The 25504-nt window shown below is 68.3% G+C and carries 25 protein-coding genes; 9 read left to right on the top strand and 16 right to left on the bottom strand.

The features are described 5' to 3' along the window. Positions 1-8 precede the first annotated feature (8 nt). From ACLJQ7_RS35470 to ACLJQ7_RS35460, 3 genes are all read left to right on the top strand, one after another. Positions 9-791: an alpha/beta fold hydrolase gene (locus ACLJQ7_RS35470; protein ID WP_410652686.1), complete on the top strand. Its 783-nt coding sequence runs from the start codon at positions 9-11 to the stop codon at positions 789-791. Between the two features lie 380 nt (positions 792-1171). Then, the gene (locus ACLJQ7_RS35465; protein WP_410652536.1) at positions 1172-1333 is read left to right on the top strand and encodes a hypothetical protein; all 162 of its coding nucleotides are present in this window, start codon (positions 1172-1174) and stop codon (positions 1331-1333) included. Between the two features lie 81 nt (positions 1334-1414). Continuing rightward, positions 1415-1591: a hypothetical protein gene (locus ACLJQ7_RS35460; RefSeq protein ID WP_410652535.1), complete on the top strand. Its 177-nt coding sequence runs from the start codon at positions 1415-1417 to the stop codon at positions 1589-1591. Positions 1592-3722: 2131 nt separating this feature from the next. Here ACLJQ7_RS35460 and ACLJQ7_RS35455 read toward each other — a convergent pair. Both ACLJQ7_RS35455 and ACLJQ7_RS35450 read right to left on the bottom strand, forming a co-directional pair. Then, positions 3723-4904, bottom strand: coding sequence for a DUF222 domain-containing protein (locus ACLJQ7_RS35455; RefSeq protein WP_410652685.1), 1182 nt, complete (start codon positions 4902-4904; stop codon positions 3723-3725). A gap of 160 nt (positions 4905-5064) precedes the next feature. Further along, entirely contained in the window at positions 5065-6117 is a 1053-nt protein-coding gene (locus tag ACLJQ7_RS35450; protein WP_410652534.1) for an FAD-dependent oxidoreductase, read from the bottom strand. Between the two features lie 81 nt (positions 6118-6198). On the opposite strand from ACLJQ7_RS35450, the gene ACLJQ7_RS35445 reads away from it, so the two are divergent. Then, on the top strand, positions 6199-6762 hold the full coding sequence (locus ACLJQ7_RS35445) for a TetR/AcrR family transcriptional regulator (protein ID WP_410652533.1): 564 nt from the start codon (positions 6199-6201) through the stop codon (positions 6760-6762). Here ACLJQ7_RS35445 and ACLJQ7_RS35440 read toward each other — a convergent pair. The 6 genes from ACLJQ7_RS35440 to ACLJQ7_RS35415 all read right to left on the bottom strand — a co-directional run bounded on the left by ACLJQ7_RS35440 (position 6759) and on the right by ACLJQ7_RS35415 (position 12407). Next, positions 6759-7754 (bottom strand): TerC/Alx family metal homeostasis membrane protein, encoded by a 996-nt coding sequence (locus tag ACLJQ7_RS35440; protein WP_410652532.1) that lies wholly within the window; start codon positions 7752-7754, stop codon positions 6759-6761. The two genes, ACLJQ7_RS35445 and ACLJQ7_RS35440, sit on opposite strands and share 4 nt — an antisense overlap. A 39-nt stretch (positions 7755-7793) precedes the next feature. Continuing rightward, positions 7794-8708 (bottom strand): LysR family transcriptional regulator, encoded by a 915-nt coding sequence (locus ACLJQ7_RS35435; RefSeq protein WP_410652531.1) that lies wholly within the window; start codon positions 8706-8708, stop codon positions 7794-7796. Continuing rightward, complete coding sequence (locus ACLJQ7_RS35430) at positions 8705-9886, bottom strand: glycine C-acetyltransferase (protein WP_410652530.1); 1182 nt, start codon at positions 9884-9886, stop codon at positions 8705-8707. The genes ACLJQ7_RS35435 and ACLJQ7_RS35430 overlap by 4 nt, the downstream gene beginning before the upstream one ends. Continuing rightward, the gene (gene tdh / locus ACLJQ7_RS35425; protein ID WP_125682566.1) at positions 9886-10917 is read right to left on the bottom strand and encodes an L-threonine 3-dehydrogenase; all 1032 of its coding nucleotides are present in this window, start codon (positions 10915-10917) and stop codon (positions 9886-9888) included. The genes ACLJQ7_RS35430 and tdh overlap by 1 nt, the downstream gene beginning before the upstream one ends. Before the next feature lie 70 nt (positions 10918-10987). Continuing rightward, the gene (locus ACLJQ7_RS35420; RefSeq protein ID WP_410652529.1) at positions 10988-11668 is read right to left on the bottom strand and encodes a GNAT family N-acetyltransferase; all 681 of its coding nucleotides are present in this window, start codon (positions 11666-11668) and stop codon (positions 10988-10990) included. A 55-nt stretch (positions 11669-11723) separates the two neighbouring features. Continuing rightward, a complete protein-coding gene (locus ACLJQ7_RS35415; protein ID WP_410652528.1) occupies positions 11724-12407 on the bottom strand; it encodes a TetR/AcrR family transcriptional regulator in 684 nt (227 codons plus the stop codon). 88 nt (positions 12408-12495) lie between these two features. On the opposite strand from ACLJQ7_RS35415, the gene ACLJQ7_RS35410 reads away from it, so the two are divergent. Continuing rightward, on the top strand, positions 12496-13251 hold the full coding sequence (locus ACLJQ7_RS35410) for a sigma-70 family RNA polymerase sigma factor (RefSeq protein WP_410652527.1): 756 nt from the start codon (positions 12496-12498) through the stop codon (positions 13249-13251). A gap of 6 nt (positions 13252-13257) precedes the next feature. Here the strand turns inward: ACLJQ7_RS35410 and ACLJQ7_RS35405 are convergent, their stop codons facing one another. Then, the gene (locus ACLJQ7_RS35405; RefSeq protein WP_410652526.1) at positions 13258-14997 is read right to left on the bottom strand and encodes an ABC transporter ATP-binding protein; all 1740 of its coding nucleotides are present in this window, start codon (positions 14995-14997) and stop codon (positions 13258-13260) included. 75 nt (positions 14998-15072) lie between these two features. On the opposite strand from ACLJQ7_RS35405, the gene ACLJQ7_RS35400 reads away from it, so the two are divergent. Together ACLJQ7_RS35400 and ACLJQ7_RS35395 are read left to right on the top strand one after the other, a co-directional pair. Then, complete coding sequence (locus ACLJQ7_RS35400; RefSeq protein ID WP_410652525.1) at positions 15073-15642, top strand: TetR/AcrR family transcriptional regulator; 570 nt, start codon at positions 15073-15075, stop codon at positions 15640-15642. Between the two features lie 52 nt (positions 15643-15694). Next, on the top strand, positions 15695-16564 hold the full coding sequence (locus tag ACLJQ7_RS35395; protein WP_410652524.1) for a CPBP family intramembrane glutamic endopeptidase: 870 nt from the start codon (positions 15695-15697) through the stop codon (positions 16562-16564). A 135-nt stretch (positions 16565-16699) separates the two neighbouring features. Here ACLJQ7_RS35395 and ACLJQ7_RS35390 read toward each other — a convergent pair whose 3' ends face one another. After that, positions 16700-17749 (bottom strand): NAD(P)-dependent alcohol dehydrogenase, encoded by a 1050-nt coding sequence (locus tag ACLJQ7_RS35390; protein WP_410652523.1) that lies wholly within the window; start codon positions 17747-17749, stop codon positions 16700-16702. A gap of 88 nt (positions 17750-17837) precedes the next feature. Here ACLJQ7_RS35390 and ACLJQ7_RS35385 point away from each other — a divergent pair, with 88 nt between their 5' ends. Together ACLJQ7_RS35385 and ACLJQ7_RS35380 are read left to right on the top strand one after the other, a co-directional pair. Next, positions 17838-18440 (top strand): TetR/AcrR family transcriptional regulator, encoded by a 603-nt coding sequence (locus ACLJQ7_RS35385; RefSeq protein ID WP_410652522.1) that lies wholly within the window; start codon positions 17838-17840, stop codon positions 18438-18440. Positions 18441-18528: 88 nt separating this feature from the next. Then, positions 18529-19881: an MFS transporter gene (locus tag ACLJQ7_RS35380; RefSeq protein WP_410652521.1), complete on the top strand. Its 1353-nt coding sequence runs from the start codon at positions 18529-18531 to the stop codon at positions 19879-19881. Positions 19882-19887: 6 nt separating this feature from the next. On the opposite strand, the gene ACLJQ7_RS35375 is transcribed toward ACLJQ7_RS35380, so the two are convergent. The 6 genes from ACLJQ7_RS35375 to ACLJQ7_RS35350 form a co-directional block, all read right to left on the bottom strand. Next, positions 19888-20343 (bottom strand): ATP-binding protein, encoded by a 456-nt coding sequence (locus tag ACLJQ7_RS35375; RefSeq protein WP_410652520.1) that lies wholly within the window; start codon positions 20341-20343, stop codon positions 19888-19890. 90 nt (positions 20344-20433) lie between these two features. Further along, entirely contained in the window at positions 20434-21045 is a 612-nt protein-coding gene (locus tag ACLJQ7_RS35370; protein ID WP_410652519.1) for a TetR/AcrR family transcriptional regulator, read from the bottom strand. Continuing rightward, a complete protein-coding gene (locus ACLJQ7_RS35365) occupies positions 21045-21878 on the bottom strand; it encodes a class I SAM-dependent methyltransferase (protein WP_410652518.1) in 834 nt (277 codons plus the stop codon). Before ACLJQ7_RS35365 ends, ACLJQ7_RS35370 begins: the two co-directional genes overlap by 1 nt. Positions 21879-21950: 72 nt before the next feature. Further along, positions 21951-24206, bottom strand: coding sequence for a heavy metal translocating P-type ATPase (locus ACLJQ7_RS35360; RefSeq protein WP_410652517.1), 2256 nt, complete (start codon positions 24204-24206; stop codon positions 21951-21953). After that, positions 24206-25114, bottom strand: coding sequence for a hypothetical protein (locus ACLJQ7_RS35355; RefSeq protein WP_410652516.1), 909 nt, complete (start codon positions 25112-25114; stop codon positions 24206-24208). The genes ACLJQ7_RS35360 and ACLJQ7_RS35355 overlap by 1 nt, the downstream gene beginning before the upstream one ends. A 45-nt stretch (positions 25115-25159) precedes the next feature. Next, a complete protein-coding gene (locus ACLJQ7_RS35350) occupies positions 25160-25366 on the bottom strand; it encodes a heavy-metal-associated domain-containing protein (protein WP_410652515.1) in 207 nt (68 codons plus the stop codon). Positions 25367-25504: the final 138 nt, after the last annotated feature.

Below are 25504 nucleotides of genomic sequence, written 5' to 3'. Positions count from 1 at the left end.
GGAGAAGAATGAGCACGCTCCCCCGCGCCGGCCACGCCGTCGCCGCCGACGGCACCAGGCTGGCCTACCAGTGGCACGGCACGGGCAAGCCGCTCGTACTGCTCGCCGGGCAGGCGAACGACCATACGTGGTGGGATCGCACGCGCGGGGATTTCCCGAGCACGATCACCATGGACTACCGCGGTACGGGTGACAGCGACGTACCCGATTCCGCTTATTCCACACCAGGTTTCGCGGACGACGTGATCGCCGTCCTCGACGAACTCGGCGTCACCGAGGCCGACGTCTACGGCACTTCGATGGGCGGGCGCGTCGCCCAATGGGTCGCCGCGCGGTATCCCGATCGGGTGCGGCGGCTCGTGCTCGGCTGCACGTCGCCGGGTGGCGCGCACGGGGTCGAGCGGTCGAACGACGTGCGGCTGGCCCTGGCACGGCGGTCCTCCGTGGAAGCTCGGGAGACGCTCGAAAACCTGATGTACACACCCGCCTGGCGCGCGGCCAATCCCGGTCCGTACCGGGTGCTGGGCGCGCACGGCATGCCGCCGCACGCGGTGCGCGGACATCTGGTCGCGAGCAACACGCACGACGCCTGGGACGTGCTTCCGGAGATCACCGCGTCCACCCTGGTCCTGCACGGTGACGACGATCTGCTCGCACCCGTGGCGAACGCGCCGTTGTTGACGGACCGGATTCCCGACGCGCGGATGCATCTCTTCGCCGGGGCGCGCCATGCCTACTTCGACGAGTGCCGTCCCGAATCGAGCGAGTTGGTGAGCGACTTCCTCGGGTAGAAGGAGCTTCCCTTGCCGCGTCGTCGCGAATGTGGTCCGCGGCTGCCTCGGCAACCTGGTCGAGTGGTAGGACTGATTCGTCTACGCCTCGTTCAGCATCTACTTCGCGGCCGACTTCTTCCCCGAAGGAAATCTGACGGCCCAGTTGTTTCTGGGCTTCCTGATGCGTCCGTTGGGAGCTGGCTGCTGGGACTTCGGCTCACTGGCCATCGCCCTCACCCCGGTTATTCCTCGATCGGCACCCTCGCGCCCGTGATCCTCGTGGTCGCCAGGCTCGCGCGAGGTCTCTCGGTGGGCGGCGAGTTCGGTTCGAGCGCAACCTGCCTGTCCGAGATCGCCACTCCGCGTCTCGATCACCGTCGGCCCTGCTGGTGATGATCGTGATGCAGCCGCTGCTCACCGAAGCGCAGATGTACGCGTGGGGCTGGCGAGTGCCGTTCGCGCTCGCCGGACTCGTCGTAATGTACCTCCGCCGCACCATGGTGGGCTCGGAGCACTTCCAGCGCTCTTCGGCCGCCGGTTCGCGGGGTCCTGCTGCGTGAACAGCGCCGTCAGGTTCTCGCCGTTCTCGGGCTCGTCATCGGCGGCACGGTGGCGTTCTACACCTTCACCTGCAGAAGTACATGATGAACACGGCGGGATCCTTCATCTTCACGCAACCCGTCGCCGGCGCCCTTTCCGACCACTGGGGCCGCCGCCCGGTCATGTCCGGCTTCGCCGGCGGCGGCATGCTGCTGACCGTGCCGATCATGCGCTCGTCGGCAGGACGGGTAATCCGTGGATCGCCTTCCTGCTCATGATCACCGCCATGGCCTTCCTCCGCGGCTACACCGCTTTGTCGGCCATCATCAAGGCGGAAACGTTCCCACCAACGTCCATGCACTGGAAGTCGGCCCGCCGCACGTCCTGGCTACCGCGATCTTCGGCGGACTCTCGGAACCGATCGCGTTGGCCTTGAGGCAGGCCTTGTTCTTCTGGTGGGTCACCAGCTGCATCGCGCTACCTTCGTGGCGACTCTGGTGGTGCGGGAACCTTCGCGTGACTCGGCTCTGGAGGTCGGGGTGGTTCCTGCCCGGGATTCCGTTGCACGGTAAGCGGTTTGGTTGGTTGCTTGTGGGCGTTGTGCTTGCGTTCCAGGCGTCGCCGAATTTCGGCGACGAGCCGTTGGTCTCCGTGGTCACGGCGCCGGATGGTCGGTACCGCAGCGACGGGTCGCCGTTATGGGGCGTGGTTCGTCGCCGAATTCCGGCGACGAACCCCTGACCCGCATGGACGGCCGCACCGTTCCGCAATCCCCGCGTGGAGCCCCGCCGTCCGAACAGGCCGTGGCCGAATTTCGGCAGCGTTTCCTCGGAGGGTGGTTTCGGCGTTATGGGTATCGCGGTGCGGTCAGCGTTGTATTGTCGCGGATCCACTCCGGCGATCGGGCGTGGCCGAACGTAGGCGCAGCCTGAACTGGGCAGCTGCGAGCGTGGTGTGCCCGGGTCCACGTGCAGCGGACGACAGTCGGCGTCTCACCGACCCACACGGAGTACTGCCCACGCTCAGCCGTCGCCGAAATTCGGCAATGTGGTGGGATATCCGCAGAAGTCGGCGAACGAGACGGCCATCGTGGGCGCACCGTCTTACGGAATGACTCCGTTGCCGTTGTTCGGCGACAGACTCAGAACGCTGACGGTGCCCGCGTGGGACAAGAGTGGTGTGCGCAGGACCGCCCTGCCAGCGCGCCCAACCGTCGCCGAATCTCGGCAACGTGGTAGCGATGTACTCAGAAGTCGGCGAACGAGGTGGCCATCATGCGGGGCTGCGTGGCACACCGCCTTACGGAATGACTTCCGTGGCCGAATTTCGACAACACCTGATCTGTAGTTCCACTACAAGCGGTGTGGGGACAAGCGTCGCTGCCCAAGACCAGGTGCAGCGTGACGGCAGCCAGCATCACACCGATCCACACGGAACCGTACCCGTGCGCTCAGCCGTCGCCGAATCTCGGCAACGTGGTGGCGAAATCCCCCAAAGATCGGCGAACGAGGTGACCATCGTGGGGGCACCGCCTTACGGAATGGTTACGTGGCCGTTTCCGGCGACAGACTCAGAACGCTAGCGGTGCCCGCGTGGAACAAGCGTGGTGTGCGCAGGACCGCCCTGCCCGCGCGTCCAACCGTCGCCGAATCTCGGCAACGTGGTAGCGATGTCCTCAGAAGTCAGCGAACGAGGTGGCCATCATGCGGGGCTGCATGGCACACCGCCTTACGGAATGACTTCCGTGGCCGAATTTCGACAACACCTGATCCGGTAGTTCCACTACAAGCGGTGTGGGGACAAGCGTCGTTGTCCAAGACCAGGTGCAGCGTGACGGCAGCCAGCATCGCACCGATCCACACGGAGCCGTACCCGTGCGCTCAGCCGTCGCCGAATCTCGGCAACGTGGTGGCGAAATCCCCCAAAGATCGGCGAACGAGGTGGCCATCGTGGGGGCACCGCCTTACGGAATGGTTACGTGGCCGTTTCCGGCGACAGACTCAGAACGCTAGCGGTGCCCGCGTGGAACAAGCGTGGTGTGCGCAGGACCGCCCTGCCCGCGCGCCCAACCGTCGCCGAACTTCGGCAACGTGGCAGCGATATCCCAGAGATCGGCGAACGAGGCGGCCATCGCGCACGGCTACGTGGCACACCGTCTTGCGAAATGACTCCGTGGCCGAATTTCGGCAACTCCCGGTTCCACTACTAGCGGTGTGAGGACAAACGTGGTTCACCCAGGACCACATGCAACGTGACACCGGTCAATCGCACCGACCCACACCTAGCCCTGCTCACGCTCAACCGTCGCCGAATCTCGGCAACGTGGCAGCGATATCTCAGAAGTCAGCGAACGAAATGGCCGTCGCACAGTCCCAGGACTGACTCAGTCGCCGTTTTTCGGCGACGGAGTCAGAACGGTGGTGGTTCCTCGGTGCGGGGATCGTGCAGCGGCGGCGGCGAGCTGTCATAACTCCGCCCCGTGGGTGTGGTGATGGTGAGGGTGCCGTCCGGCCCGAGCCGGTACACCCACCCGGGTTCGTCCTTCAAACGATGGTCGCGGCGGCACAAGTCGACCAGGTCGGTGTCGGCGGTGTGGCCGCCGTGCTGCCACGGCACCGAATGATCGAGATCGCAGGCCTGGGCGGGACGGTGGCAACCGGGTCTTCGGCATTCCCGGTCCCGGACCCGCACGAACTCACCCAACCCCGCCGTCGGCCGATACCGATCCCGGCCCAAATCCAGGACCTGCCCGGAGAGCGGATCGGTGATGATCCGCCGCAGCACCGTGTCCGGCCCGGACGCGATCTGCCGGGCCAGCGACGCCGGAATATGCCCATGCCCGGCCACCTCCGCCGGATCCTCGTTCACCCCCAGGTAGGTGTCGAGGTCCATGTAAAGGAACACCTCGGACCGTTCACTCTTCCCGCCTTGGCCGCCCAGCAACAGGTCGAGGGCAATGTCGGCACGCAGCTGATCCAGAGTGCGGGTCTCCCCACCGGTCCTGAGCGCCCGCGCCTCACGATCGATCCGCGTGTAGGCAGCGGCCACCTTCTCCACCGGCCCGTCCTCGACCTCGATCGAGGCGACCCCGGTCTCCCCGTGCCGGATCGACAACCGGCGCCCGCCACGGTGCCGCTCCACACGACGCGCGGCACCGTCACGGCCGGCCATCATCGCCGCGTGATTCGCCGCCTTCCGGATCTGCTCCGAATTCCTGTCCGGCAGAAGATCCTCCAGCACCGCGTCCACCGCACGCGCGTCCTCACCCGACAACCACGCAGTCGCCGTGGCGACCTTCATCGCTCCGTAGCCGCCCACCTGCCCGCGATCCAGCAACTCCAGCGTGCGCGGCAGCCGAGTGGTCAGCGCTGCGGCTGTGGAGACCAGACCCGCCGCATGACTGTCCACAACAGACAACGCGAACGCGACCTCCTGCACCACACTCGACGCACCGTCGCGATGCCGGTTCAGCTGCGCCAGCGCGCGGAACCGGACCGCTTCCAGTCGTGCGATGCCCTCCGACGCCGCAACGGCGGCGTCCACAGCATCCTTGTCCTCCAACGAATCCAGTGCGGCATTGACCTCCTTCAACACATCGGACGAAGTGATTTCCTTGAGTAGCGCCACAGTGGCGTTGCGTGTGTCCACACCCGCAAGCTACAACCCACCACCGACAGTTTCCGGACCCATGATAATTCCCTTACACAGCAACACAAATCTCCGATCGATACGGAGACGGCGCATGGCAAAGCTAATCGACATCAAGCAACCCCTGAGCACCATTCTCCAACCGCCGCGCCACTTCCTCCGACCGTGGCAACATGCTCTTCTCATACAGAGCTACACCCTCACCAACAGAAGCGGAACCGGCCAGCGCGAGGGCGAGTTCACGGGCGTCGACCATGGCCAGATTGACACCGACACCGAGCGGCGGCATCAGGTGGGCGGCATCGCCGAGCAGGGTCACCCATGGCGTGTGCTCCCACGTGTGCGGGACGGGCAGGACGTACAACGGACGGTCGACGTATGGCCCGTCGTTGTCGGTGATCATCCGTAACATCGACGGCGACCAGCCGGAGAACTCGGCGAGCAGCCGGCTGCGAACCTCCGCGTTCGACCCGATCCAGTCCGCGGGCAGCCGCTGGATGATGTAGACCCGGATGTGGTCCCCACTGTTGCGCTGGGCGAAAAGGCACCGCTCGCCATCGGCCGCCATCGCGCTGCCTTGGCCGACGAGTTCGGCGAGTTCGGGGTGGGCGTTCTCGACGTCGTCGAACCACGCCTCCAGGAAGGTGATCCCGGCGTATTCGGGCACGGCCGCCGAAACCGCCGGGCGGACCCGCGACCACGCGCCGTCGGCACCGATGACCAGATCCGTCTCGACCGTCGTTCCGTCCGTGAACCGAAGGCGCCCGGGAGCCTCGACCCGATCCAGCGTCCGTCCCCAATGGACGGTGCCCGGCTCCAGCGAGTCGAGCAGGATACCGCGCAGCTGACCGCGGTCGATCTCCGGTTTGAAGATCTTTCCTTCGGCGGGGACATGGTGCTCCAGGAGACGCCCAAGAGGATCCAGTTTGCGCATCTCCTGCCCTTCCGGACGGGCGAGGGCGAGGAACTCGTCGAGAAGGCCGGCTTCGCGCAGGGCCAGCTGCCCGTCGTCCGCGTGGAGGTCGAGCGTGCCGCCCTGGTTACGGGCCTGAGGATGCGGGTCGCGCTCGTAGACCGTCACGGGGACGCCGTGCTGCTGCAAGATGCGGGCGCAGGTCAGGCCGCCGGGCCCCGCGCCGATGATGCTGATCGTCATGACCCCAGAAAAGCAGAACGAGTTAAAAAGTGCAACGAGTCAACTTAGTTACTGTGACAACCCATGAGGTAGAGTGCGCCCATGGAGACACCGGGACGGCGTGAACGCAAGAAGGCGGCCACCCGCCAGGCACTGGCGGAAGCCGCGCTGAAGTTGTTCCTGGAGCGGGGCTACGACCAGGTGAGCATCCGAGATATCGCCGAGGCGGCCGACGTCTCGACGACGACGCTGTTCAAGCACTTCCCCGGCAAGGAGGCGCTGGTCTTCGACGAGTCGCAGGACCGCGAAGAACGCTTGGTCGCCGCCGTCCGGGAGCGCGAAGAGGGCCAGAGCATCGTCGAGGCGCTTCGTGAGTACGTGCTCGCCACGTGGCTTCCGATCACGACGCACCCCCAATACGCCGAGTTCACCGCACTGGTGAACGGCACCCCCGCACTCCAGGAGTACGGCGAGCGCATGTGGACCCGGCACGCCGCGGTCCTCGGCACCGCGATCGCCGAAGAGACCGGCGTGGACTCCGAAGACATCACCTGCCGCGCCCTCGCGCGCTTCGTGCTGGACATCCCGGCACTCACTCGAGGCCGAAAGGATCCGCGAGAGGACGTCGAGAGGATCTTCGATCTTCTCGAAGCAGGCTGGCGTTAATCCTCTTCCGGGCGGGAGCCACACAGCGAGCCCGGATGCGCCTTGGCGGAGGGATCATTGCGGGTCTTGAGCAGGCTTGCCACCGTCACCACGATGAGGATGCCGATGATCACCGCGAGACTGACCGGCGTCGAGATCTCCGGAACGCTCTCGTCGATGTCGACGTGCGCCCAGTGCAGGATCAGCTTGATCCCGATGAACCCGAGGATCACCGCGAGCCCGGCGGACAGGTACACCAGGCGATCGAGCAGGCCCTTCACCAGGAAGTACAGCGCTCGCAGGCCCAGCAGGGCGAAGGCGTTGGCCGCGAAGACCAGGTACGGCTCGTCGGTGACGCCGAAGACCGCGGGGATCGAGTCCAGCGCGAACAGCAGGTCGATCCCGCCGATCGCGAGCAGCACCACGACCAGCGGCGTGCCCACCCGCTTCCCGTCCACGCGGGTGAGGAGTTTGCCGCCGTCGTATTCGGTCGACAACGGCAGCAGACGGCGCGCGGACCGCACCACCACGTTGTTCTCGACGTCCGGATCCTCGTCGCGATGCCGGAACAGCTGAACACCGGTGTAGATCAGCAGCAGCCCGAACAACAGGAACATGAAGGAGAACAAGGAAAGCAGTGTGGCACCGAGCGCGATGAAGATCGCGCGCATGATCAGCGCGACGACGATGCCGAACGTGAGCACCTTGTGCTGGTGTTCCTCGGGTACCGCGAAGGTGCTCATGATGATCACGAAGACGAAGAGATTGTCGACGGACAAGCTCTTCTCGACGATGTAACCCGCGAAGTACTGCTGCCCGAAGTCGCCACCGTGCGCGAGCGTCAGCCAGACACCGAACGCCACCGCGACCAGGATGTAGCCGATCGACCAGGCCACCGCCTCGCCGAAGCCGACCTTGTGCGGCCGCACGGCCGCGAGGATGAGGTCGAGGGCCAGGAGCCCGAGCACCAGCCCGATCGTGACGGTCCAGGTGAGGGCATCGATCTGAAGCATCCGGACCCTGTCTTTCCTTCGGCGGCAGGTGCCAAGATCCTAGGTGGGACTCCGCCGGTCCGCATTCGCATGACCCGGCGCCGCGTCCAGCAACGCCGCGAGCACGGTCTTGAGCAGCGGGTGGTCCGCGCTCCCCCGCCGGACGGCGGCGAACACGCGGCGCAGCGGCGGCTCGCCGCGCAACGGGACGGCGACAGCTCCGTGAACGGTGGCGAAAGCGTTGCGAGGCACCAGTGCCACGCCCTCGCCTGCGGCGACCAGGGTGGTTATCGCGTGGAAATCGTCGGAGACGTGCCGGATCGCCGGGTTGGCGCACACGATCATCAGTACGTCGCGGCACGGATTCCCGGGTTTGGGCGCGATCCACTCGTCGTCGGCGAGCGCGTCGATGTCCACTTCGGACGCTTCCGCGAGCCGGTGCGCGGTGGGCAGCACGACGTCGAAGGGTTCCACGTACAAGGGGAACCGGGTGAGCCTGCTCTCATCCGTCCGTGGCGAGAGCCGGTACTCCTCGGTGATCGCCAGATCGACCTCGCCGTCGAGCAGCAGCGGGATGCTCGCATGCCCCTCGACGTCCTGCACCTGCATGGTGACCCCGGGCGAACCGGCGCGCAGGGCGGCGATCGCCGGCGCGACGACCATCGTGATCGCGGAGGCGAAACTCGCCAGCCGCACCATGCCCTGTACACCGGAATCGAGCGCGGCCAGCGTGGCTCGCGCCCGTTCCAATTCGGCGGCGACGGCGTTGGCGTGCACCACCATCAGTTCACCGGCGGGGGTCAGCGAAACCCGCCTGCCCCGGCGGCGAAGCAACTGCTGGCCGCACTCGGCTTCGAGCGCGGCCAGCTGCTGGGAGACCGCGGACGGCGTCAGGTGCAGCGCCTGGCCCGCCGCCGTCACGGTTCCGTGGTCGGCGAGGGCACGCAACACGCGCAGCCGTCGCGGATCGATCATTCGTCCATCATGGACCTTGCCGTCACGAACGCGTCGACGGCCCGGTTGACGTCTTCGGTCGAGTGCGCGGCCGACATCTGCGTCCGGATCCGGGCCTTGCCGTGCGGCACCACCGGGTACGAGAAACCGATCACGTAGATGCCCTGGTCGAGCAGCAGATCCGCCATCTTGCCCGCCTTGGCCGCGTCACCGATCATCACCGGGATGATGGGGTGCTCGCCCGGGAGCAGATCGAAACCCGCCTCGGTCATCCGGCGCCGGAACAGCTCGGTGTTGGCGCGCAGCTTGCCCAGCAGGTCACTCGAGGAGTCCAGCAGCTCCAGCGTGGTGAGCGCGGCCGCGGTGATCGACGGCGCCAGCGAGTTCGAGAACAGGTACGGCCGCGAGCGCTGCCGCAGCATCTCGACGATCTCCGCACGGCCGGAGGTGTAGCCGCCGCTCGCGCCGCCCAGCGCCTTGCCGAGCGTGCCGGTCAGCACGTCGACCTTGTCCTGGACGCCGAACAGCTCGGACGTGCCACGCCCGGTCGGCCCGGTGAAACCGACGGCGTGCGAGTCGTCGACCATCACCAGGGCGTCGTAGCGCTCGGCCAGCTCGCAGATCTCGTCGAGCGGCGCGAGGTAACCGTCCATCGAAAACACGCCGTCGGTGGCGATCATCCGGTACCGCGCGCCGGACGCCTCCTTGAGCCGGGCTTCCAGATCCGCGACTTCCCGGTTGCGGTAGCGCATCCGCTTCGCCTTGCACAGCCGGACGCCGTCGATGATCGACGCGTGGTTGAGCTCGTCGGAGATGATGACGTCCTGATCGGTCAGCAGCGTCTCGAACAGCCCGGCGTTGGCGTCGAAACAGGAGCTGTAGAGGATCGTGTCCTCGGTGCCGAGGAACTCCGACAGCTTCGCCTCGAGCTCCTTGTGCGGCTGCTGGGTCCCGCAGATGAACCGCACCGACGCCATGCCGAAGCCCCAGCGGTCCAGCGCCTCCTGGGCGGCCTTGATCAGCTTGGGGTGGTCGGCGAGGCCGAGGTAGTTGTTGGCGCAGAAGTTGAGGACGTCGCCGTCGCCGACACTGACCGAAGCCCGTTGCGGCCCCTGGATCACCCGCTCGCCCTTGTACAGCCCGGCTTCCCGGATCTCGGCGAGCCCGGCCTTGAGGTCGTCGCGCATCGCGCCGTACATCAGTTCTCCGTCCAGTCCAGAATGACCTTGCCGCAGCGGCCTTCCCTGGCCGTCGCGAACGCCTTCTCGTATTCGGTGTAGCCGAACCGGTGGGTGACCACCGGCGAGATGTCGAGCCCGGCCTGCAGCAGCACGGACATCGAGTACCACGTCTCGAACATCTCGCGCCCGTAGATCCCCTTGATCTGGATCATCTTCAGCACCACGGACGCGATGTCGACCGACACGTCGGAAGCGGGGAGACCGAGCAGCGCGACGCGGCCACCGTGCGACATGTTCGCGATCATGTCGCGCAGTGCCTCGGGCCGCCCGCTCATCTCCATGCCGACGTCGAAGCCTTCGGCCATGCCGAGCCGCTCCTGCGCGTCGGCGATGGTCGAGGAGGAGACGTCGAGCGCGAGGTCGACGCCGACCTTGCGGGCCAGTTCCAGCCGGTGCTCGCTGACGTCGGTGACGACGACGTTGCGCGCGCCCGCGTGGCGCGCGATGGCGGCGGCCATGATGCCGATCGGGCCGGCGCCGGTGACCAGCACGTCCTCACCGATGACGGGAAAGGACAGCGCGGTGTGCACGGCGTTGCCGAGCGGGTCGAAGATCGCGGCGATGTCGAGGTCGACCTTGGTGCGGTGCACCCAGGCGTTCATCTCGGGCAGCACGGCGTACTGCGCGAAGGCGCCGTCGGTGTGCACGCCGAGGCCCTTGGTCCTGGCGCACAGGTGGCGCCGCCCGGCCTTGCAGTTGCGGCAGCTTCCGCAGACCAGATGCCCCTCGCCGCTGACCAGGTCGCCGACCTTGACCGTGGTCACCGACCGGCCGATCTCGACCACCTCGCCGACGAACTCGTGCCCGATGACCAGCGGCGCGGCGATGGTGCGCGCCGCCCAGTCGTCCCAGGAGTCGATGTGCAGATCAGTGCCGCAGATCCCGGCGCGCAGCACGCGGACGGCGACGTCGCCGGGGCCGACGACGGGGTCCGGCACGTCGGTGAGTTCCAGCCCGGGTGCTCGGTCGGCTTTGACCAATGCCTTCATGGCGCGAAGTCTGGTCCGCCCGTGTTGTTCAGTCCATCGCGAGTTTCTGAAATCCCTCGTTAGAGCAACTTCACAAGGAGCCCGGCACCCGGACCGACACGAAGTCCGGTCGCGGCTCCACCTCGAAGCCGATCGACCGGTACAGCCGGATCGCCGAGGTGTTGGTCGCCGACGCGTGCATCATCGGGCGTTCGCCGCGAGCCCGGATCCCCACCGCCACCGCGCGGACGAGCCGGGTCGCCAGTCCTTGGCCGCGATACGCCGGGTCGGTGCAGACGGCGCTGATCTCGGTCCAGCCAGGTGGGTGCATCCGCTCCCCCGCCATCGCGATGAGGTCGCCATCCCGCCGGATACCCAGATACGTCCCCAATTCGATGGTCCGTTTCCGGAACGGCCCGGGTTTGGTCCGCTCGACGAGGTCGAGCATCTCGGGGACGTCGTCCGGCCCCAGTACGACGGTGTCGGGATCTTCGGCCGCTTCGAGCGCGACGTCGACCAGCCGGACTCCGGCGATCCTGTCGAGGACTTCCCAGTCCGCCGGGACGGGCAGCGCGTTGTGGACGATGACCGTCTGGCCGGGGCCCGCCAGCGCGGCGACGTCGGCCCACACGCCGTCGTCCGGCTCCGGCGGCAGGGCGAAGAAGGGCGCGACGTCGACTTGATAGCGCAGCACCTGTCCGAAGCGCTCCGCGAAGTGGGCGTGCGGGCCGGTCAGCGAAGCCCAGGCCGGGTCGTCGAAAGGGGTGACCATGATCGGTCCGACGCCGGCGGACCGGCTTTCATTCCCGCTCCCGCATCCTGAGCGCTCAGGTGCCCGGTACCAGTAGCGGCGAGTACGGATCGAGTTCGATCCCGCGTTCACGGAGCGTGTCGTCGATGACCCGCCAGATCCACCGCACCAGCAGGGCCGCGAGCTCCGGCAGCTCGATGCCGGCCGGGTTCTCCAGCCAGCGCGCGGCACTCGTGTCGACGAGGCCGACCAGCCCGAAGGCGAGCGGTTCGGCGATCCGGCCGTCCAGGTCGAAGGTGTCCAGGTAGTGCTCGAACAGGATGGAGAGCTGCCCGGCGATCGCCGTTTTGACGTCGGCGATGGCGTCACCGCCGCGCCGTCCGGCCTGGGAGTGCCGGGCGAGGTAGCGGTAGAGGTTCCCGTGTTCGGCGAGCCAGCCGGTATGGGCGCCGACCGCCATGGTGATCAGCTGCATCGGCGTTCCGCTCGGATCCCACAGCGGGGCCAGTTCGGCGGTGATGAGCCGGACGGCGCGGTCGGCGATCGCGCGCTGCAGGTCGGCGGCGTCGTCGAAATGCTTGTACACCCGCGTTCTCGCGACCCCCGCCTCGTCGGCGATCTGTTCGGTGGAGACCTCCGGACCGGATGCGGCGATCGCGCGCAGCGCCGCGTCGACGAACTCCCGTCGACGGCGCTCACGCTGTCCCGCCCAGCGCGCCGCGCGGCCGTCCGGCCGCGGCGCGTCGGCTTCAGGCGTCATCCCCCAGAGTTTATCGGCGGCCGATTAAGAGGTACACTGCCGTACCCGTTACTTTGGGTAGGCAAATCGGCCCGTCCGGGAGGCCGCGATGAGGGAAGACGTCGACACCACGGCGGACGCGCCCCTGCTCGACGCCTTCCGCGCCGGTGACATCGCCGCCGGCGAGACACTTTTCCGGCGGCACGCCGAGCCTCTCCGCCGGATCGCGGCGGGCTGGGTCTCCGAGCCCGCCGAACGGGACGACCTCGTGGCCGAAGCCTTCGTGCGTGTCCTGAGGGTCATCCGCGACGGCGGCGGCCCGCGGGAGAACCTCCGCCCCTATCTCGCGGTCACCATCCGGAATCTCGCGGCCAAGTGGAGCCACCACCACAAGCGGGTCGAGCTGTACGGCACGACCCCGGCGGTCGAAGAGGCCGCCGGGGCGATCGCCGCGGACGAACTCCTCATCCTCCGCTCGAACGCCCGGCTGGCCTGGACCGCCTACTGCGCGCTCCCCGGCCGCTGGCGGACGGTGCTTTGGCGGACCGAGGCCGAAGGCGACTCGCCGAAGGTGGTCGCCCCGCTGCTGGGCGTCTCGCCCAACGGCGCCTCCGTCCTTGCCCTGAGGGCCCGCGAAGGACTCCGCCAGGCGTTTTTGCAGGCGCAGGTCCCGGAAACGGGAACGCCGTGCTGCCAGGAGGCGCGGCGCCGGATGGGCGCGTGGCTCCGCGGCGGCGTGCCGGGCCGCCGGGCGGACCTGATCACCGCGCATCTGGCGGACTGCGAACCCTGCCGCACCGTCGCCACCCGGCTCGACGAGGTCAACCGCGAGATGCCGCCGGGTGTCCGCGCCGTCTCCGCCTGAAGCGGATCAGCCGGGAACGGGGGCTCCCTCCCCCGCGATCCGCAACGCCTCCACCAGTTCCCGGTACAGCGTGTCGGTGGCGAGCAGATGCTCATGGCTGCCGCTCGCCCGGACGCGGCCATCCTCCATCACCACGATGGTGTCCGCGTCGATCACCGTGGACAGCCGGTGCGCCACGGTGACCACGGCACCCTCGCGGGCCAGCCGCCGGATGCAGTCGTGGATCGCGCTCTCGGTCCGGCCGTCGACCTGCGCGGTCGCCTCGTCCAGCAGCACCACGTCCGGCGTGCGCAGGATCGCCCTGGCCAGCGCGATCCGCTGCCGTTCCCCGCCGGACACCGACGTCGACGAAAGCGGCGTGTCCAGCCCGTCGTCGAGCGCGGCGATCTTGTCGCTCAGCCGGACCTCTCCGAGAGCCCTCCGCACCTCTTCCTCGGTCGCGTCCGGATGGGTGAAGAGCAGGTTCTCCCGGATCGTCCCCGGCACGATGGGCGTCTCCTGCTCGACGTAGGCCAGCCGGGACCGCACGTCCGCGTACGGCAGGTCCACGTACTCGCGTCCGTCCAGCAGCAGTGAACCGGACTCCGGCCGCACGAACCGCATGATCAGCGACAGCATCGTGGTCTTGCCCGCGCCGGACGGCCCGACGATCGCGGTGTGCCCGCGTCTCGGGATCTTCAGCGACACGTCCCTCAGTGCCGGATCGCCGCCGTAGCCCGCGGTCACCCCTCGCAATTCCAGTACCGGTCCACTCTGCTCGCCGGACGACGTGGTCCGGACGGGCTCCCGGTCCTCTTCCACCTCGAGCGCGTCCATCTCCCGGATCCGCCCGGCCGCGGCGATCCCCGCCTGCAACGCGGTCATGTTCTGGCTCAGTTCGGTGATCGGCTCCATCAGCGCGAACGCGTACAGCAGGAACGCGATGAGGCTCGACACCTCGAGCAGGCCCGCGTCGACCCGCCAGGCGCCGAGGCCGAGGATCACCAGGGTCGCGGCCTGGATCCCCGTCCAGGCGACCACCCAGGCGACGGCCTCCCGCCGCACCGCGCGAACACCGTGCGCCGCGGCCGCTTCCGCGTTGACCAGGATCCGCTCGGACTGCCGGGCTTCGGCGCGGCTGGCCTTCACCGTGCGGATCGCGCGCAGCGCGCCTTCGAGGACGCCGCCGAGACGGCCGACACGGTCCTGCGCCTTCTCCTGTTCCTTCGCGATGGCCGGCATGAGCCACGTGAACAGCGCGATCACCACCAGCACGGCCGCCACCGTCGTCCCCAGCAGCACCGGGTCGAGCACGCTCATCAATACCAGGGTGCCGACGAGCATCACCACGCCGTTGATCAGGCCGATCACGCTGGACGACGCCGCCTCGCGCAGCAGCACCGTGTCCGAGGTGACGCGGGTGACCAGCTCCCCCGTCGGCCGCTTCGTGATCGCCGGGATCGTCGCGCGGAAGAACCGCCGCACCATCGATTCCCGTGCCTTCAGCACCACTCGCTCGCCGACGGTGCCGAGCAGGATCCACTGCCCCAGCCAGATCACCGCGCCGATCACCATCAGACCGGCCAACGCCAGCACGGGGCCCGACAGCGACGTCGACGAACCGAGCGAATCGAGCACCCACTTCGTGACCATGGGCGTGGCGAGACCGGCCGCCGAACCGAGCAGCGCGAGTACCAGGCCGATCGCGAGTGCCCCCTTGTGCGGTCGCGCGAACGACCACAGCACCTTCAAACGTGGAGTGTTCATGGTTCTCAATGGAACACGAGTGTTCTAAAATCGTCAAACGGGTTCCATATCGGCGAGGGAGGTACGGTACCGGCCATGAGTGAGGGTGTGGTCACCGAGACGGGTGTCCGGGCGAGGACCCGGCGCGCGATCCTGGACGCGGCCATCGAGACGTTGACCAAGCAACCGAGCGCCACGCTGGCCGACATCGCGGCGGCGGCGAACGTCGGGCGCACCACGGTGCACCGGTACTTCGCGGAGCGTTCGGACCTGATCGACGCCATCAGCCACGACGCGCTGGACAAGATCTCCCAGAGCACCCAGCGGGCCAGGCTCGAGGACGGTCCGGTCCCGGCCGCGCTCGCCCGGCTGTGCCAGGAATACTTCGAGCACGCCGACATCTTCCAGTTGCTGTTCACCATGCCGGATCTGGTGACCAGGCCCGAATGGGAGGAGGAGAGCGAAGACGACCGGCTCCTGATGCGGCTCATCGAACGCGGGCACGCCGAGGGCTCGATCGATCCGGCGATGACGAAGGAGTGGTTGCTGCAACTGCTCTGGAGCATGCTCTACACGGCGTGGGAGCTGGGGCGCGGCAAGACACCGAAACACGAGGCACTCACGTTGTGCCTGCGCAGCCTGGAAAAGGTCATCGCGGTCAGCTGAAGTCCTCCGAAGTGATGACGCGGATTCGCGCGGGTTCGAAGATCCTTTCCCCGTGACAGAAAAACCGGTACGTGCCTGGGGAATCCTCTTCGGCGGGCTGGCGGTCTTCGTGGCCGCACCCGCGCTGCTGCTGGCGACCGGGCACGACACGATCAAGCCGTCCGCGGATTCGGACAAGGCGCTTTCCCTGGCCGGAGCCCTGGTTCCGGCGCTGGCCGGGATGCTGCTGGTCCGCGGGATCCCGCTCCACGCGCCGAAACTGCTCCCCGACGCGACCGACCGAGCCCGGCTCCGCAAGCAGGCGACGGCCCTGGTGCTCATCGCCTTCCTGTGGCCGCTGGCGTTGTTCCTGGTTTCGGCGGCGGGTCAGCAGGCGCTGGTCCGGGACATCTGGGCGCTCGCCAAGCCGCTCGTGTTCTTGGTGCTGCCGTGGCTTCTCCTGCGCAGGCGAGGGGAAGCCGATCCGTTCCGGCTCGAGTGGCTGCCTCGGCAGACCTGGCGATGGCTCGCGCCGATCCCGGCGGTGCTCGTGTTCGGCTGGCTCTCCGTTCTCGGCCCGCTCGCGCCACCGCTCCCCACCGCGGAGGACTATCCCGATCCGGTGTACCTGGCCGTCGGCGCCACCTTGACCTTCTTCACCGCGAACGTCCTCGAAGAGGTCTTCTTCCGCGGCATGCTGCAGACCCGGCTGGAGGCGCTTTTCGGGCGGTGGCCGGGAATCCTGCTGGCGGCCCTGCTGTTCGCGTGGCTGCATCTGCCGACCCACGGGCAGGGATCACTCCCGCTCACGCTCGGCGCGATCGTGGCCTTCCAAGGGTTCTTCGGCCTGTTCACCGGTTACCTGTGGTCGCGCTACCGCAACCTGTGGGCGCCGATCGCAGCGCACACCGCGATGAACACCTTGCCCCTGCTGCTGATGTGAGCCCGCGGCCGTTCCGGGGGTGGTGTTGCGAAAGCCACTTTCGCAACCTTCAACGTTGCGAAAGTGGCTTTCGCAACCCTCCGGCCCGGCCCAGCACCCAGCAGGACCCCGGCGTACCTGAAGCCAGGCGGAAAGTCACGCGCCGATGGTCGCCGCGTCGATGACGAACCGGTACCGGACGTCGCTGTTCTCGACCCGGTCGTAGGCCACGTTCACCTGGTCGGCCGAGATCGTCTCGATCTCCGCGCCGATCCCGTGCTCGGCGCAGAAGTCGAGCATCTCCTGGGTCTCGGCGATCCCGCCGATCATCGAACCGGCGAGCACCCTGTTCCCGCCGAGCAGCGAGAAGGCGTTGTAGGACAACGGTTCGCCGGGCGCGCCGACGTTCACCATCGCCCCGCCGACGCGCAGCATGCCGAGGTAGGAGTCAATGGGCAGCGTCGCGGAAACGGTGTTGAGGATCAGGTCGAAACGGCCGCGCAGCGTCTTGAACGTCGACGCGTCACCGGTCGCGAAGTAGTCCTTCGCACCCAGCTTCAGGCCGTCCTCCTGCTTCTTCAGGCTCTGGCTGAGCACGGTGACCTCGGCGCCCATGGCGACCGCGATCTTGACCGCCAAGTGGCCGAGTCCGCCGAGGCCGACGACGGCGACCTTCTTGCCCGGCCCGGCACCCCAGCGGTTCAGCGGGGAGTAGGTGGTGATGCCCGCGCACAGCAGCGGAGCGGCGACGTCGAGGCCGATCCCTTCCGGGATACGGCAGACGAAACCGTCCTTCACGACGATCTGCCGGCTGTAGCCGCCGTAGGTGTTCTCGCCGTCGAAACCGACACCGTTGTACGTCTGGATGTTGCCCTTGACGCAGAACTGCTCGGTGCCCGCGAGGCAGTATTCGCACTCACCACAGGAATCGACCATGCAGCCGACCCCGACGCGGTCGCCGACCCGGTACTTCGTCACGCCGGACCCGACCGCGGCGACGACGCCGGCGATCTCGTGCCCGGGGACCATCGGGAAGATCGCGCTGCCCCAGTCCTCCTTCACCTGGTGGATGTCGCTGTGGCAGATCCCCGCGTACGCGATGTCGATCAGCACGTCGTCCGGACGCAGGTCGCGACGCTCGATCGTCGTCGGCGACAGAGCGGCGCCCGGGGACGGCGCGGCGATGGCGTGCGTGGTCGTCGTCATGAAACCCTCCGAGAAACAGTGAGACCATGTAAGAGGTCACTTACAACTAGCGTAAGAGGGCTCTTACATATTCCGCGACCGGGACGGTGTGATCCACGACATGGGCGGTAAGTACCATCACGGCGATTTGCGCGCCGAACTCGTGCGGGTCTCGCTGGACCTGATCGCCGAACAGGGACTCGGCGCGTTCTCGGTCGCCGAAGTCGCCAGGCGCGCGAAAGTCAGCCCGGGCGCGCCCTATCGGCACTTCCCTGACAAGGAGAGCTTGCTGGCCGCGCTCGCGGCCACCGTCGCCTGCCAGCTGGCCGACCGGGTGCAGGATGCCATCGAGGCCGAGAGTGAACCCGTCGCCGCGCTCGCCGCGGCCGCCGGCGCGTACACGGAGTACCTCATCGAACGCCGGGCCGGGATGAACATCATCTACTCGGACGGCCTCCAGGGTCCCGAGCACGCCACCCTCCACGAGCAGACCCGGCGCCTGACCGACCAGTTCGTCATGCTCTGCCTGACCGTCGCGGACCGCCCGCAGGACGGGCTCGAACTGATGGAGCAGTTGTTCACCCAGGCGCACGGCTACGGCACGTTCTACCTCGACGGGGTTTTCACGAAACAGGGCTATTCCACGGAAGTCGTCGTCCGGAAGTCGGTCGAGGCCGCCCGCGCCGCCATCGAAGGCCGCGCGAAAATGTGACGTGATTCACGTCTGATTTGTCCGTTTACCGGGGCTCCCCGCGCCGACAGGATGCGAAGCGCAATCCTTTCGACAACGAGGAGAACGCGTGAGCATCGGGCAAGAAGCCGGATCGTGGCGGGAATTGGGCCGCCATACGAGCACGGCGGCGGTATTGGCGGGTGGCGTGCTCGTCGGCGCGATCACCATCTACGTGGCGGCGAGCCTCCTGCCGACCGCCGTCCAGGAGATCGGCGGGCGGCGGTTGTACGCCTGGACCATGACGGCGTTCCTGGTCGCCCAGGTCGTCGCGACCATGCTGGTGGGCCGGTCCCTGTCCCGTTTCGGCGGCAAGTTTTCCTATCTGCTCGGCTTCGGTGTGTTCGCCGCGGGCTCGGTCCTGTGCGCGGCAAGCCCGTCGATGCCGGTCCTCCTGATCGGCCGCGGCACACAGGGGCTCGGCGCAGGCCTGCTGACCGGGCTGGGTTTCGCCCTGATCCATTCGGCGTTGCCGCCGCGACTGTGGAGCCGGGGCAGCGCCTTGATCTCCGCGATGTTCGGGATCGGGAACTTCACGGGCCCCGCGCTCGGCGGTTTCTCGGCACAGTTCGGTTCGTGGCGGTCGGCGTTCGCGATCCTCGCCGTGGCCGCGGGGGTGCTGGCGATCTTCGTGCCCCGGGCCCTCCCGGACGGCGAACGCCCGGAACAGCCGCCGGTCCCGGTCAGGTCGCTGGCCCTGATCGTCGGCGCCGCCGGGGCGGTGAGCGTGGCCGGGATCCTGTCCGACGTCCTCGCGACGACGGGTTTCCTCGCGCTGGGTCTTGTGCTCGTGTGCGCGTTCCTGGTGACGGAAAACCGTGCGGCGGCGAGTGTGCTGCCCGGTTCGGTGTACCGGAAGGGCTCACGGCTGCGGTGGATCTATCTGACCATCATGGTGCTGGCGTCCGGCGTCGCGGTGGAGACGTTCTTGCCGCTGTTCGGGCAGCGCCTGGGTGGGCTTCCGCCCGCAGCGGCGGGGTTCTTCGCCGCCGCGCTGTCCTTGGGCTGGTCGGTGAGCCAGCTCGTCAGCGCGTCGTCGCGTAAGCCACGACGGCTCGTACTGGCCGGGCCCGCCTGTCTCGCCGCCGGGTTCGCGCTGCTGGGGCTGTCGCAGACCGAGCAGCCGCCACTGCCCGTCGTGCTCGCCTGGCTGCCGGTGCTCTTCTTCGGTGGCACCGGAATCGGCATCGCGATGCCGCATCTGTCCGTCGCGGCGATGACCTCCGCCCCGGACGGCGAAGGCGGGCAGGCGGCGGCCGCGATCGCGACGATCCTGACGATGTCGACCGCGTTCGGCGCGGCGATCGCCGGTCTGCTGGTCAACTTCGGCGGCGCTTCGGTGGTCACGTCGGCGAGGTGGCTGTTGTTCGGTTTCGCGGCCATCTCCGCGCTTGGCGTGCTCACCGCGCGCCGCGCGATCTGAATCCGGTCAGTTCCGGGAGCGCTTCGTGCGCGGGAGCGCTTCCGGACAACCGCCGCCGCACCGGATATGCGCCCAGACGATCTTTCCGCCCCGCACCGGCTCGCGCCGGACGCCCCACTGGACCGCCACCCCGTCGACGACGAGCAGCCCCCGCCCGCGGGGATCCTCGATCTGCGAGCACCGCGCCCGGGGTTGCTCGACACTGACGTCCGCGACCTCGATCCGCACCGCGCAGGGTGTCACGCCACGCCACAACTGGATGTGGCGTGCGCCACCTCCGTGCACGTAGGCGTTGGCGACGAGTTCCGTCGCCCCGAGCAGGACGTCGTCGAGGTGTTTCTCGCCGAGATCGGGAAGGCATCTGACCACCCAGGCACGCATGTCCGGCAACGCCCGTGGCGTCGTGGCTCGCAGGTCGAGCACCCAGGTCCCCGGCACCGGATGCTCCGCGATACTGATCATGGAGCCACCCTTCCCGTCACGCGCGGCCTCGCTGCTGAAGTCGCACATCCGGGTTACCCAGAACACCCGCCGATCAACCCGTGTCGAAGTTCATCTGGCCGCGATACCCTCCAGCACCGTCTTGACCACGGCTTCCACCTCCGGCGAACGTGTCACCGCCGGGCCGTGCGGGAGCAGACGGGAGAGCACCGTTTCGTGGCAGACGCCGGCCAGTATCGCCGCCGCCACGCCGACATCGCCGTCCAGCCTGCCGAGTTCCTTTTCCGCCCGCAGGTATCCGGCGAGACGATCGCGCCAGCTCTCGCCGTCCCCGGCCCGTTCCCCGAACCTCGCGAGCACGACGGGTCGGGCGAGGAGCCCGGCGAAGGCGGGCAGGATCTCCTTGTGCAGAGCCAACCCATACGCCAGCTGGGCGCGAAGATTCGCCTCGACCGTAGCCGAACCGGGCTCGGGAAGCTCGCCAAGTCCGGCTTCCACTCTCCGTACGTGCTCTGCCAAGGCGTCGGCCAGCAACTCTTCCTTGTCGGTGAAATGGTTGTACAGCACGCCATCGGCGACTCCCGCCGCGCGCGCGATCGCCCGCACCGTGAGTTCCGCGGTGCCGTGCGCGGAAATCAGGTCCGCGGCGGTATCGATCAAATGCTCGCGCAGGCTCCGGCCGTCTTCCGTGTGCCGCAGGGCGGCCGCTTTCCTCGGTGACATCAGGATTCCGCCGTGACCAGCCACGCGGCGCCGCGCAACCGGACACCGCCGGGCCCCTCAAAAGACTTTAACGCCACGGAAAGCGCTTCTCGCGCGCTGTTCGCCGCTTCCGTGCCCACCTGGCCGAGGTGGTACTTGACCGGTCCCCAGTCCGCGATGAATCCGGCCGCGTCGGGAACATCGCTTCCCCAGACCTGGTCCGCCTCGACACGTTCGCAGGCGACGTCGGCGAATCCGGCGCCGGACAGCACCGAGCGAACCCGCGCCGGGTCGGCGAACGCCGTCGGCCCCGTGCCGTCCTCGCCGGTCGGGGTCGGCAGAAACGGTGCCAGTGCACCGAAAACGGCACCGAGATCGGTTCCGGCGAGTGCGGTCATGCACAGGAACGCGAGCTTCCCACCGGGTCGCAGCGCGCGGTGCACGTTGGCGAAAGCGGCGACCGGATCGGCGAAGAACGTCACCGCGAACCGGCTGAGCACGACGTCGAAAACCCCGTCCCCGAAGGGAAAGACCTGGACGTCACCCTGTTCGAACACCACGTTCGCGACACCTTCCGCGTCCGCGCGCGCCCGCGCCGTCGCGAGCATCGGTGCGGACAGGTCGATCCCGGTCGCGCCGCCGAGCGGGGCGCGGGTGGCGGCGAGCCGGGTGACCTGCCCGTTGCCGCAGCCGATGTCGAGCACCCGATCCCGCTCGCCGATTCCGGCGGCGTCGAACAGGAATTCGTTGAACCCGCCGTTCACCGCGTCGTAGCGCTCGTCGTGCTCGGCCCAGTGCCGTCCCTCGTACCCGTTCCACGCCTCCGCCTGCGCGGTGTTGACGATGCCGGACATACCAGAACCTCCTCCGTTATGAACGTGCGTTCATGAACACGTGTTCATATTGAAGGAGGTCCGGTCCGCTCGTCAAGCGGTGATGCTCCGGAACCCGCGCAGGCGCAGGCTGTTGAACACCACGAAGACCGAGCTGAAGGCCATCGCGGCACCGGCGATCATGGGGTTGAGCAGACCCGCCGCGGCCAGCGGCAGCGCGCCGACGTTGTAGGCGAAGGCCCAGAACAGATTGCCCTTGATGGTGCGCAGCGTCCGCCGGGAAAGCCGGATCGCGTCCACCGCGGCCCGCAGGTCGCCCCGGACGAGGGTCAGGTCACCGGCCTCGATGGCGACGTCGGTACCGGTGCCCATCGCCAGGCCGAGGTCAGCCTGTGCCAGCGCGGCCGCGTCGTTGACACCGTCGCCCACCATCGCCACGACCTTGCCCTCACCCTGGAGCCGCTTGACGACGTCGACCTTGTCCTTCGGCAGCACCTCGGCGATCACCGTGCCGATCCCGACCTCAGCGGCCACCGCCTGGGCGACGGCCTCGTTGTCGCCGGTCAGCAGGACCGGGGTGAGCCCCAGTTCGCGCAGCCGGGAGATCGCGTCGGCGGACGACGGCTTCACGGTGTCCGCGACGACCAGGACCGCCCTGGCCTCGCCGTCCCAGCCGACCACGACCGCCGTGCGACCGAGCTTCTCCTCCGCCGCCTTGGCCTCCGCCAGCTCGGGCGTCAGGTGGTGACTCCACTGCTCCAGCAACGCGTTCCGGCCGACCAGAACCGCCGAACCGTCGACGATACCTTGCACACCAAGGCCTTCGACATTGGCGAACTCCTCGACGGCCGGGAGCTCCCCGGCGCGTTCCCGAGCCGCGCGGGCGATGGCCTGCGCGATCGGGTGTTCCGACGCGTTCTCCAGCGCACCGGCCAGCCGCAGGGTCGTCTCCTCGTCGACACCGTCGGCGACGTGGACCGCCACCAGCGACATCTGCCCGGTGGTCACCGTGCCGGTCTTGTCGAGGACGACGGTGTCGACCGCGCGGGTCGATTCCAGCACCTCCGGGCCCTTGATCAGGATTCCGAGCTGCGCGCCGCGCCCGGTGCCGACGAGCAGCGCGGTCGGCGTCGCCAGACCCAGCGCGCACGGGCAGGCGATGATCAGCACGGCGACCGCCGCGGTGAACGCCGCCGCCACCGAACCGCCGGTGCCGAGCCAGAACATCAGCGTGCCGACGGCGAGCGCGATCACGATCGGCACGAAGACCGCCGAAACCCGGTCCGCCAGCCGTTGAACCTGCGCCTTCCCGGTCTGCGCCGCTTCGACGAGTTTCGCCATCTGCGCCAGCTGCGTGTCGGCGCCGACCCGGGTGGCCCGGACGACGAGCCTGCCGCCCGCGTTGACCGTCGCGCCCGCCACCGTGTCACCGGGGACGACCTCCACCGGAACGCTCTCACCGGTCAGAATGCTCGCGTCGACCGCGGACGCGCCTTCGGTGATCACGCCGTCAGTCGCGATCCTCTCCCCCGGCCGCACCACGAATTCCTCGCCCACCGCGAGTTCGCCGATCGGGACGCGCACTTCCTTGCCGTCGCGGAGCACCGCGACGTCCTTCGCGCCCAGCTCCAGCAACGCCCGCAGCGCGGCACCGGCCCGCCGCTTGGACCGCGCTTCGAAATAGCGCCCGGCGAGGATGAACGTCGTGACGCCGGCGGCCACCTCGAGATAGATGTTGCCGTCGCCCGCCATCCGCTGGACGGTGAGTTCGAAGGGATGTGTCATCCCCGGCGTTCCCGCGGTGCCGAACAACAAGGCGTACAACGACCACAGGAACGCGGCGAGCGTACCCATGGAGATCAGCGTGTCCATGGTGGCCGCACCGTGGCGCAGATTCGCCCACGCCGCCTTGTGGAACGGCCACGCCGCCCACACCAGCACCGGCGCGGCCAGCGTCAACGAGATCCACTGCCAGTAGGTGAACTGGAGCGCGGGCACCATCGCGAGCACGATTACCGGCACCGACAGCACGGCGGAACCGATGAGCCGCTGCCGCAACGGCGCGATCGGATCGACCGCGGTGTCTTGTCCGGCGGCTTCTTCCTTCTCCACCGCGGGCAACGCGGCCGAGTACCCGGCCGCCTCGACCTGCTCGACCAGCTGCCGCGGCTCGATGTCGGCCGGGTAGCTGACCTTCGCCTTCTCCGTGGCGTAGTTGACCGTGGCCGTGACGCCGTCGAGCTTGTTCAGCTTCCGCTCGATGCGCATGGCGCAGGAGGCGCAGGTCATCCCGGTGATCGCGAGTTCGACTTCTGACAAGGCCACCGAAGTGGCGGTGTCCGTGCTCATCAGTGGCTCCCTTCCCCTGTCGTGACGGTGAATTCCGCGGTGCGGACCTTGCCCTCGTGCTGGAAGTCCAGGAACAGCCGGTAGGTGCCCGCCGTCGGGACCTCGGCGAAGAACGTGACCGCGGGACCCGCCAGGGTCCGGCCGTCACCGGGTTCACCGTCCGGGTGGACGTGCAGGTACGCGAGGTCGCCGCCGCGCAGCGCGACCAGATGCCCGTAGGCACCCAGGTACGGCTGGAGATCGTTGACTTCACGGCCGTTCTTGGTGACGGTGAGAGTCACCTTCGACGACGTTCCCGGAGTGAGGTCGCCGTCGAGGTGGACCTGGTAGCCGTCGACCTCCGCGACGTGCGCGTTCCGGTACTCGGCGGGCCGGAAGTCTCCGCCGGCGAAGAGGTCCGCCCCCAAGGTGATCGCCTCGCCGCCGCTGGGCTTGAAGTCGGCGAAGACGCGGTAGACCCCTGCGTCCCCGACGGCCAGTGGCACGGACCAAATTCCGTCCGCACCGAGTTCGGGGTGGATGTGCTGGAAACCCGCGGTGTCGCGGCGGACGACGATGAGGTGCATCCGCTTCTCGTGTTCGACGTCGTAGGCGGTCACCGGCGCGCCGTCGGCGCCGAGGATCCGGAAGGTGAAGGGAGCGGTCTTCCCGGGGGTGAGCGTCGTGGTGGTGGGCGTGAGGGTGTAGCCGCCCTTGGCCGACGCGAGCCCGGCGGGTTCGTGCTCCTGCTTGCCGTGCGCCGCTTCCGCGACGGTGCCGCCGTGGGTGTCCGAGTGCCCGGCGTCCTCGCCACCGGGCACGCCGGCCGCGCCGGCGAACGGACCGACAGCCCTGCCCGCCACCCAACCGCCACCGGCGACCAGGGCGAGTACCACACCGTAGGCGGAAAGCTTCGCTGCTGTGTTCATCGTGGGAGTCCTTAGTGCGGGTGCCGCCCGCGATCGTGGAGCCGCTCAGGCGCTCAGGTGATATCCGGCTTCTTCGACGGCGGCGCGAACGTCGGCCACCGCGGGTTCACGGGAACCGGTGACGGTCACGGCGCCGGTGGGCAGATCGACCCGGACGTCGGTGACGCCGTCGATCTTGGAGACCTCTTCGGTGACCGAAGTCGCGCAGTGGCCGCAGGTCATCCCGGTGACGGTGTAGGTCGTCTCGCTCATCGTGACTCTCCTCGTGGTTCAGGCGGCCCGTGCGCCGCTCATGACTTAACGTACATACCCCAGGGGGGTACCGCAAGCGCCTTAAGGTACCCAGAGGGGGTATGGGGGCAGCGACGTGCGTCACATACGGGGTGGGGG

Origin of the sequence: Amycolatopsis sp. cmx-4-54, from assembly GCF_046548895.1 — a bacterium.
GTDB lineage: Bacteria > Actinomycetota > Actinomycetes > Mycobacteriales > Pseudonocardiaceae > Amycolatopsis.
Note: the sequence above shows the minus strand (reverse complement) of the source record. Positions and strands in the feature narration are given on the sequence as shown.

What these genes read in the sequence shown, in the direction of transcription:
- ACLJQ7_RS35470 (WP_410652686.1), top strand. Translation starts at nt 9, where the DNA reads ATGAGCACGCTCCCCCGCGCCGGCCACGCCGTCGCCGCCGACGGCACC.
- ACLJQ7_RS35460 (WP_410652535.1), top strand. Translation starts at nt 1,415, where the DNA reads ATGATGAACACGGCGGGATCCTTCATCTTCACGCAACCCGTCGCCGGC.
- ACLJQ7_RS35450 (WP_410652534.1), bottom strand. Translation starts at nt 6,117, where the DNA reads ATGACGATCAGCATCATCGGCGCGGGGCCCGGCGGCCTGACCTGCGCC.
- ACLJQ7_RS35445 (WP_410652533.1), top strand. Translation starts at nt 6,199, where the DNA reads ATGGAGACACCGGGACGGCGTGAACGCAAGAAGGCGGCCACCCGCCAG.
- ACLJQ7_RS35440 (WP_410652532.1), bottom strand. Translation starts at nt 7,754, where the DNA reads ATGCTTCAGATCGATGCCCTCACCTGGACCGTCACGATCGGGCTGGTG.
- ACLJQ7_RS35435 (WP_410652531.1), bottom strand. Translation starts at nt 8,708, where the DNA reads ATGATCGATCCGCGACGGCTGCGCGTGTTGCGTGCCCTCGCCGACCAC.
- ACLJQ7_RS35430 (WP_410652530.1), bottom strand. Translation starts at nt 9,886, where the DNA reads ATGTACGGCGCGATGCGCGACGACCTCAAGGCCGGGCTCGCCGAGATC.
- tdh (WP_125682566.1), bottom strand. Translation starts at nt 10,917, where the DNA reads ATGAAGGCATTGGTCAAAGCCGACCGAGCACCCGGGCTGGAACTCACC.
- ACLJQ7_RS35420 (WP_410652529.1), bottom strand. Translation starts at nt 11,668, where the DNA reads ATGGTCACCCCTTTCGACGACCCGGCCTGGGCTTCGCTGACCGGCCCG.
- ACLJQ7_RS35415 (WP_410652528.1), bottom strand. Translation starts at nt 12,407, where the DNA reads ATGACGCCTGAAGCCGACGCGCCGCGGCCGGACGGCCGCGCGGCGCGC.
- ACLJQ7_RS35410 (WP_410652527.1), top strand. Translation starts at nt 12,496, where the DNA reads ATGAGGGAAGACGTCGACACCACGGCGGACGCGCCCCTGCTCGACGCC.
- ACLJQ7_RS35405 (WP_410652526.1), bottom strand. Translation starts at nt 14,997, where the DNA reads ATGAACACTCCACGTTTGAAGGTGCTGTGGTCGTTCGCGCGACCGCAC.
- ACLJQ7_RS35400 (WP_410652525.1), top strand. Translation starts at nt 15,073, where the DNA reads ATGAGTGAGGGTGTGGTCACCGAGACGGGTGTCCGGGCGAGGACCCGG.
- ACLJQ7_RS35390 (WP_410652523.1), bottom strand. Translation starts at nt 17,749, where the DNA reads ATGACGACGACCACGCACGCCATCGCCGCGCCGTCCCCGGGCGCCGCT.
- ACLJQ7_RS35375 (WP_410652520.1), bottom strand. Translation starts at nt 20,343, where the DNA reads ATGATCAGTATCGCGGAGCATCCGGTGCCGGGGACCTGGGTGCTCGAC.
- ACLJQ7_RS35370 (WP_410652519.1), bottom strand. Translation starts at nt 21,045, where the DNA reads ATGTCACCGAGGAAAGCGGCCGCCCTGCGGCACACGGAAGACGGCCGG.
- ACLJQ7_RS35365 (WP_410652518.1), bottom strand. Translation starts at nt 21,878, where the DNA reads ATGTCCGGCATCGTCAACACCGCGCAGGCGGAGGCGTGGAACGGGTAC.
- ACLJQ7_RS35360 (WP_410652517.1), bottom strand. Translation starts at nt 24,206, where the DNA reads ATGAGCACGGACACCGCCACTTCGGTGGCCTTGTCAGAAGTCGAACTC.
- ACLJQ7_RS35355 (WP_410652516.1), bottom strand. Translation starts at nt 25,114, where the DNA reads ATGAACACAGCAGCGAAGCTTTCCGCCTACGGTGTGGTACTCGCCCTG.
- ACLJQ7_RS35350 (WP_410652515.1), bottom strand. Translation starts at nt 25,366, where the DNA reads ATGAGCGAGACGACCTACACCGTCACCGGGATGACCTGCGGCCACTGC.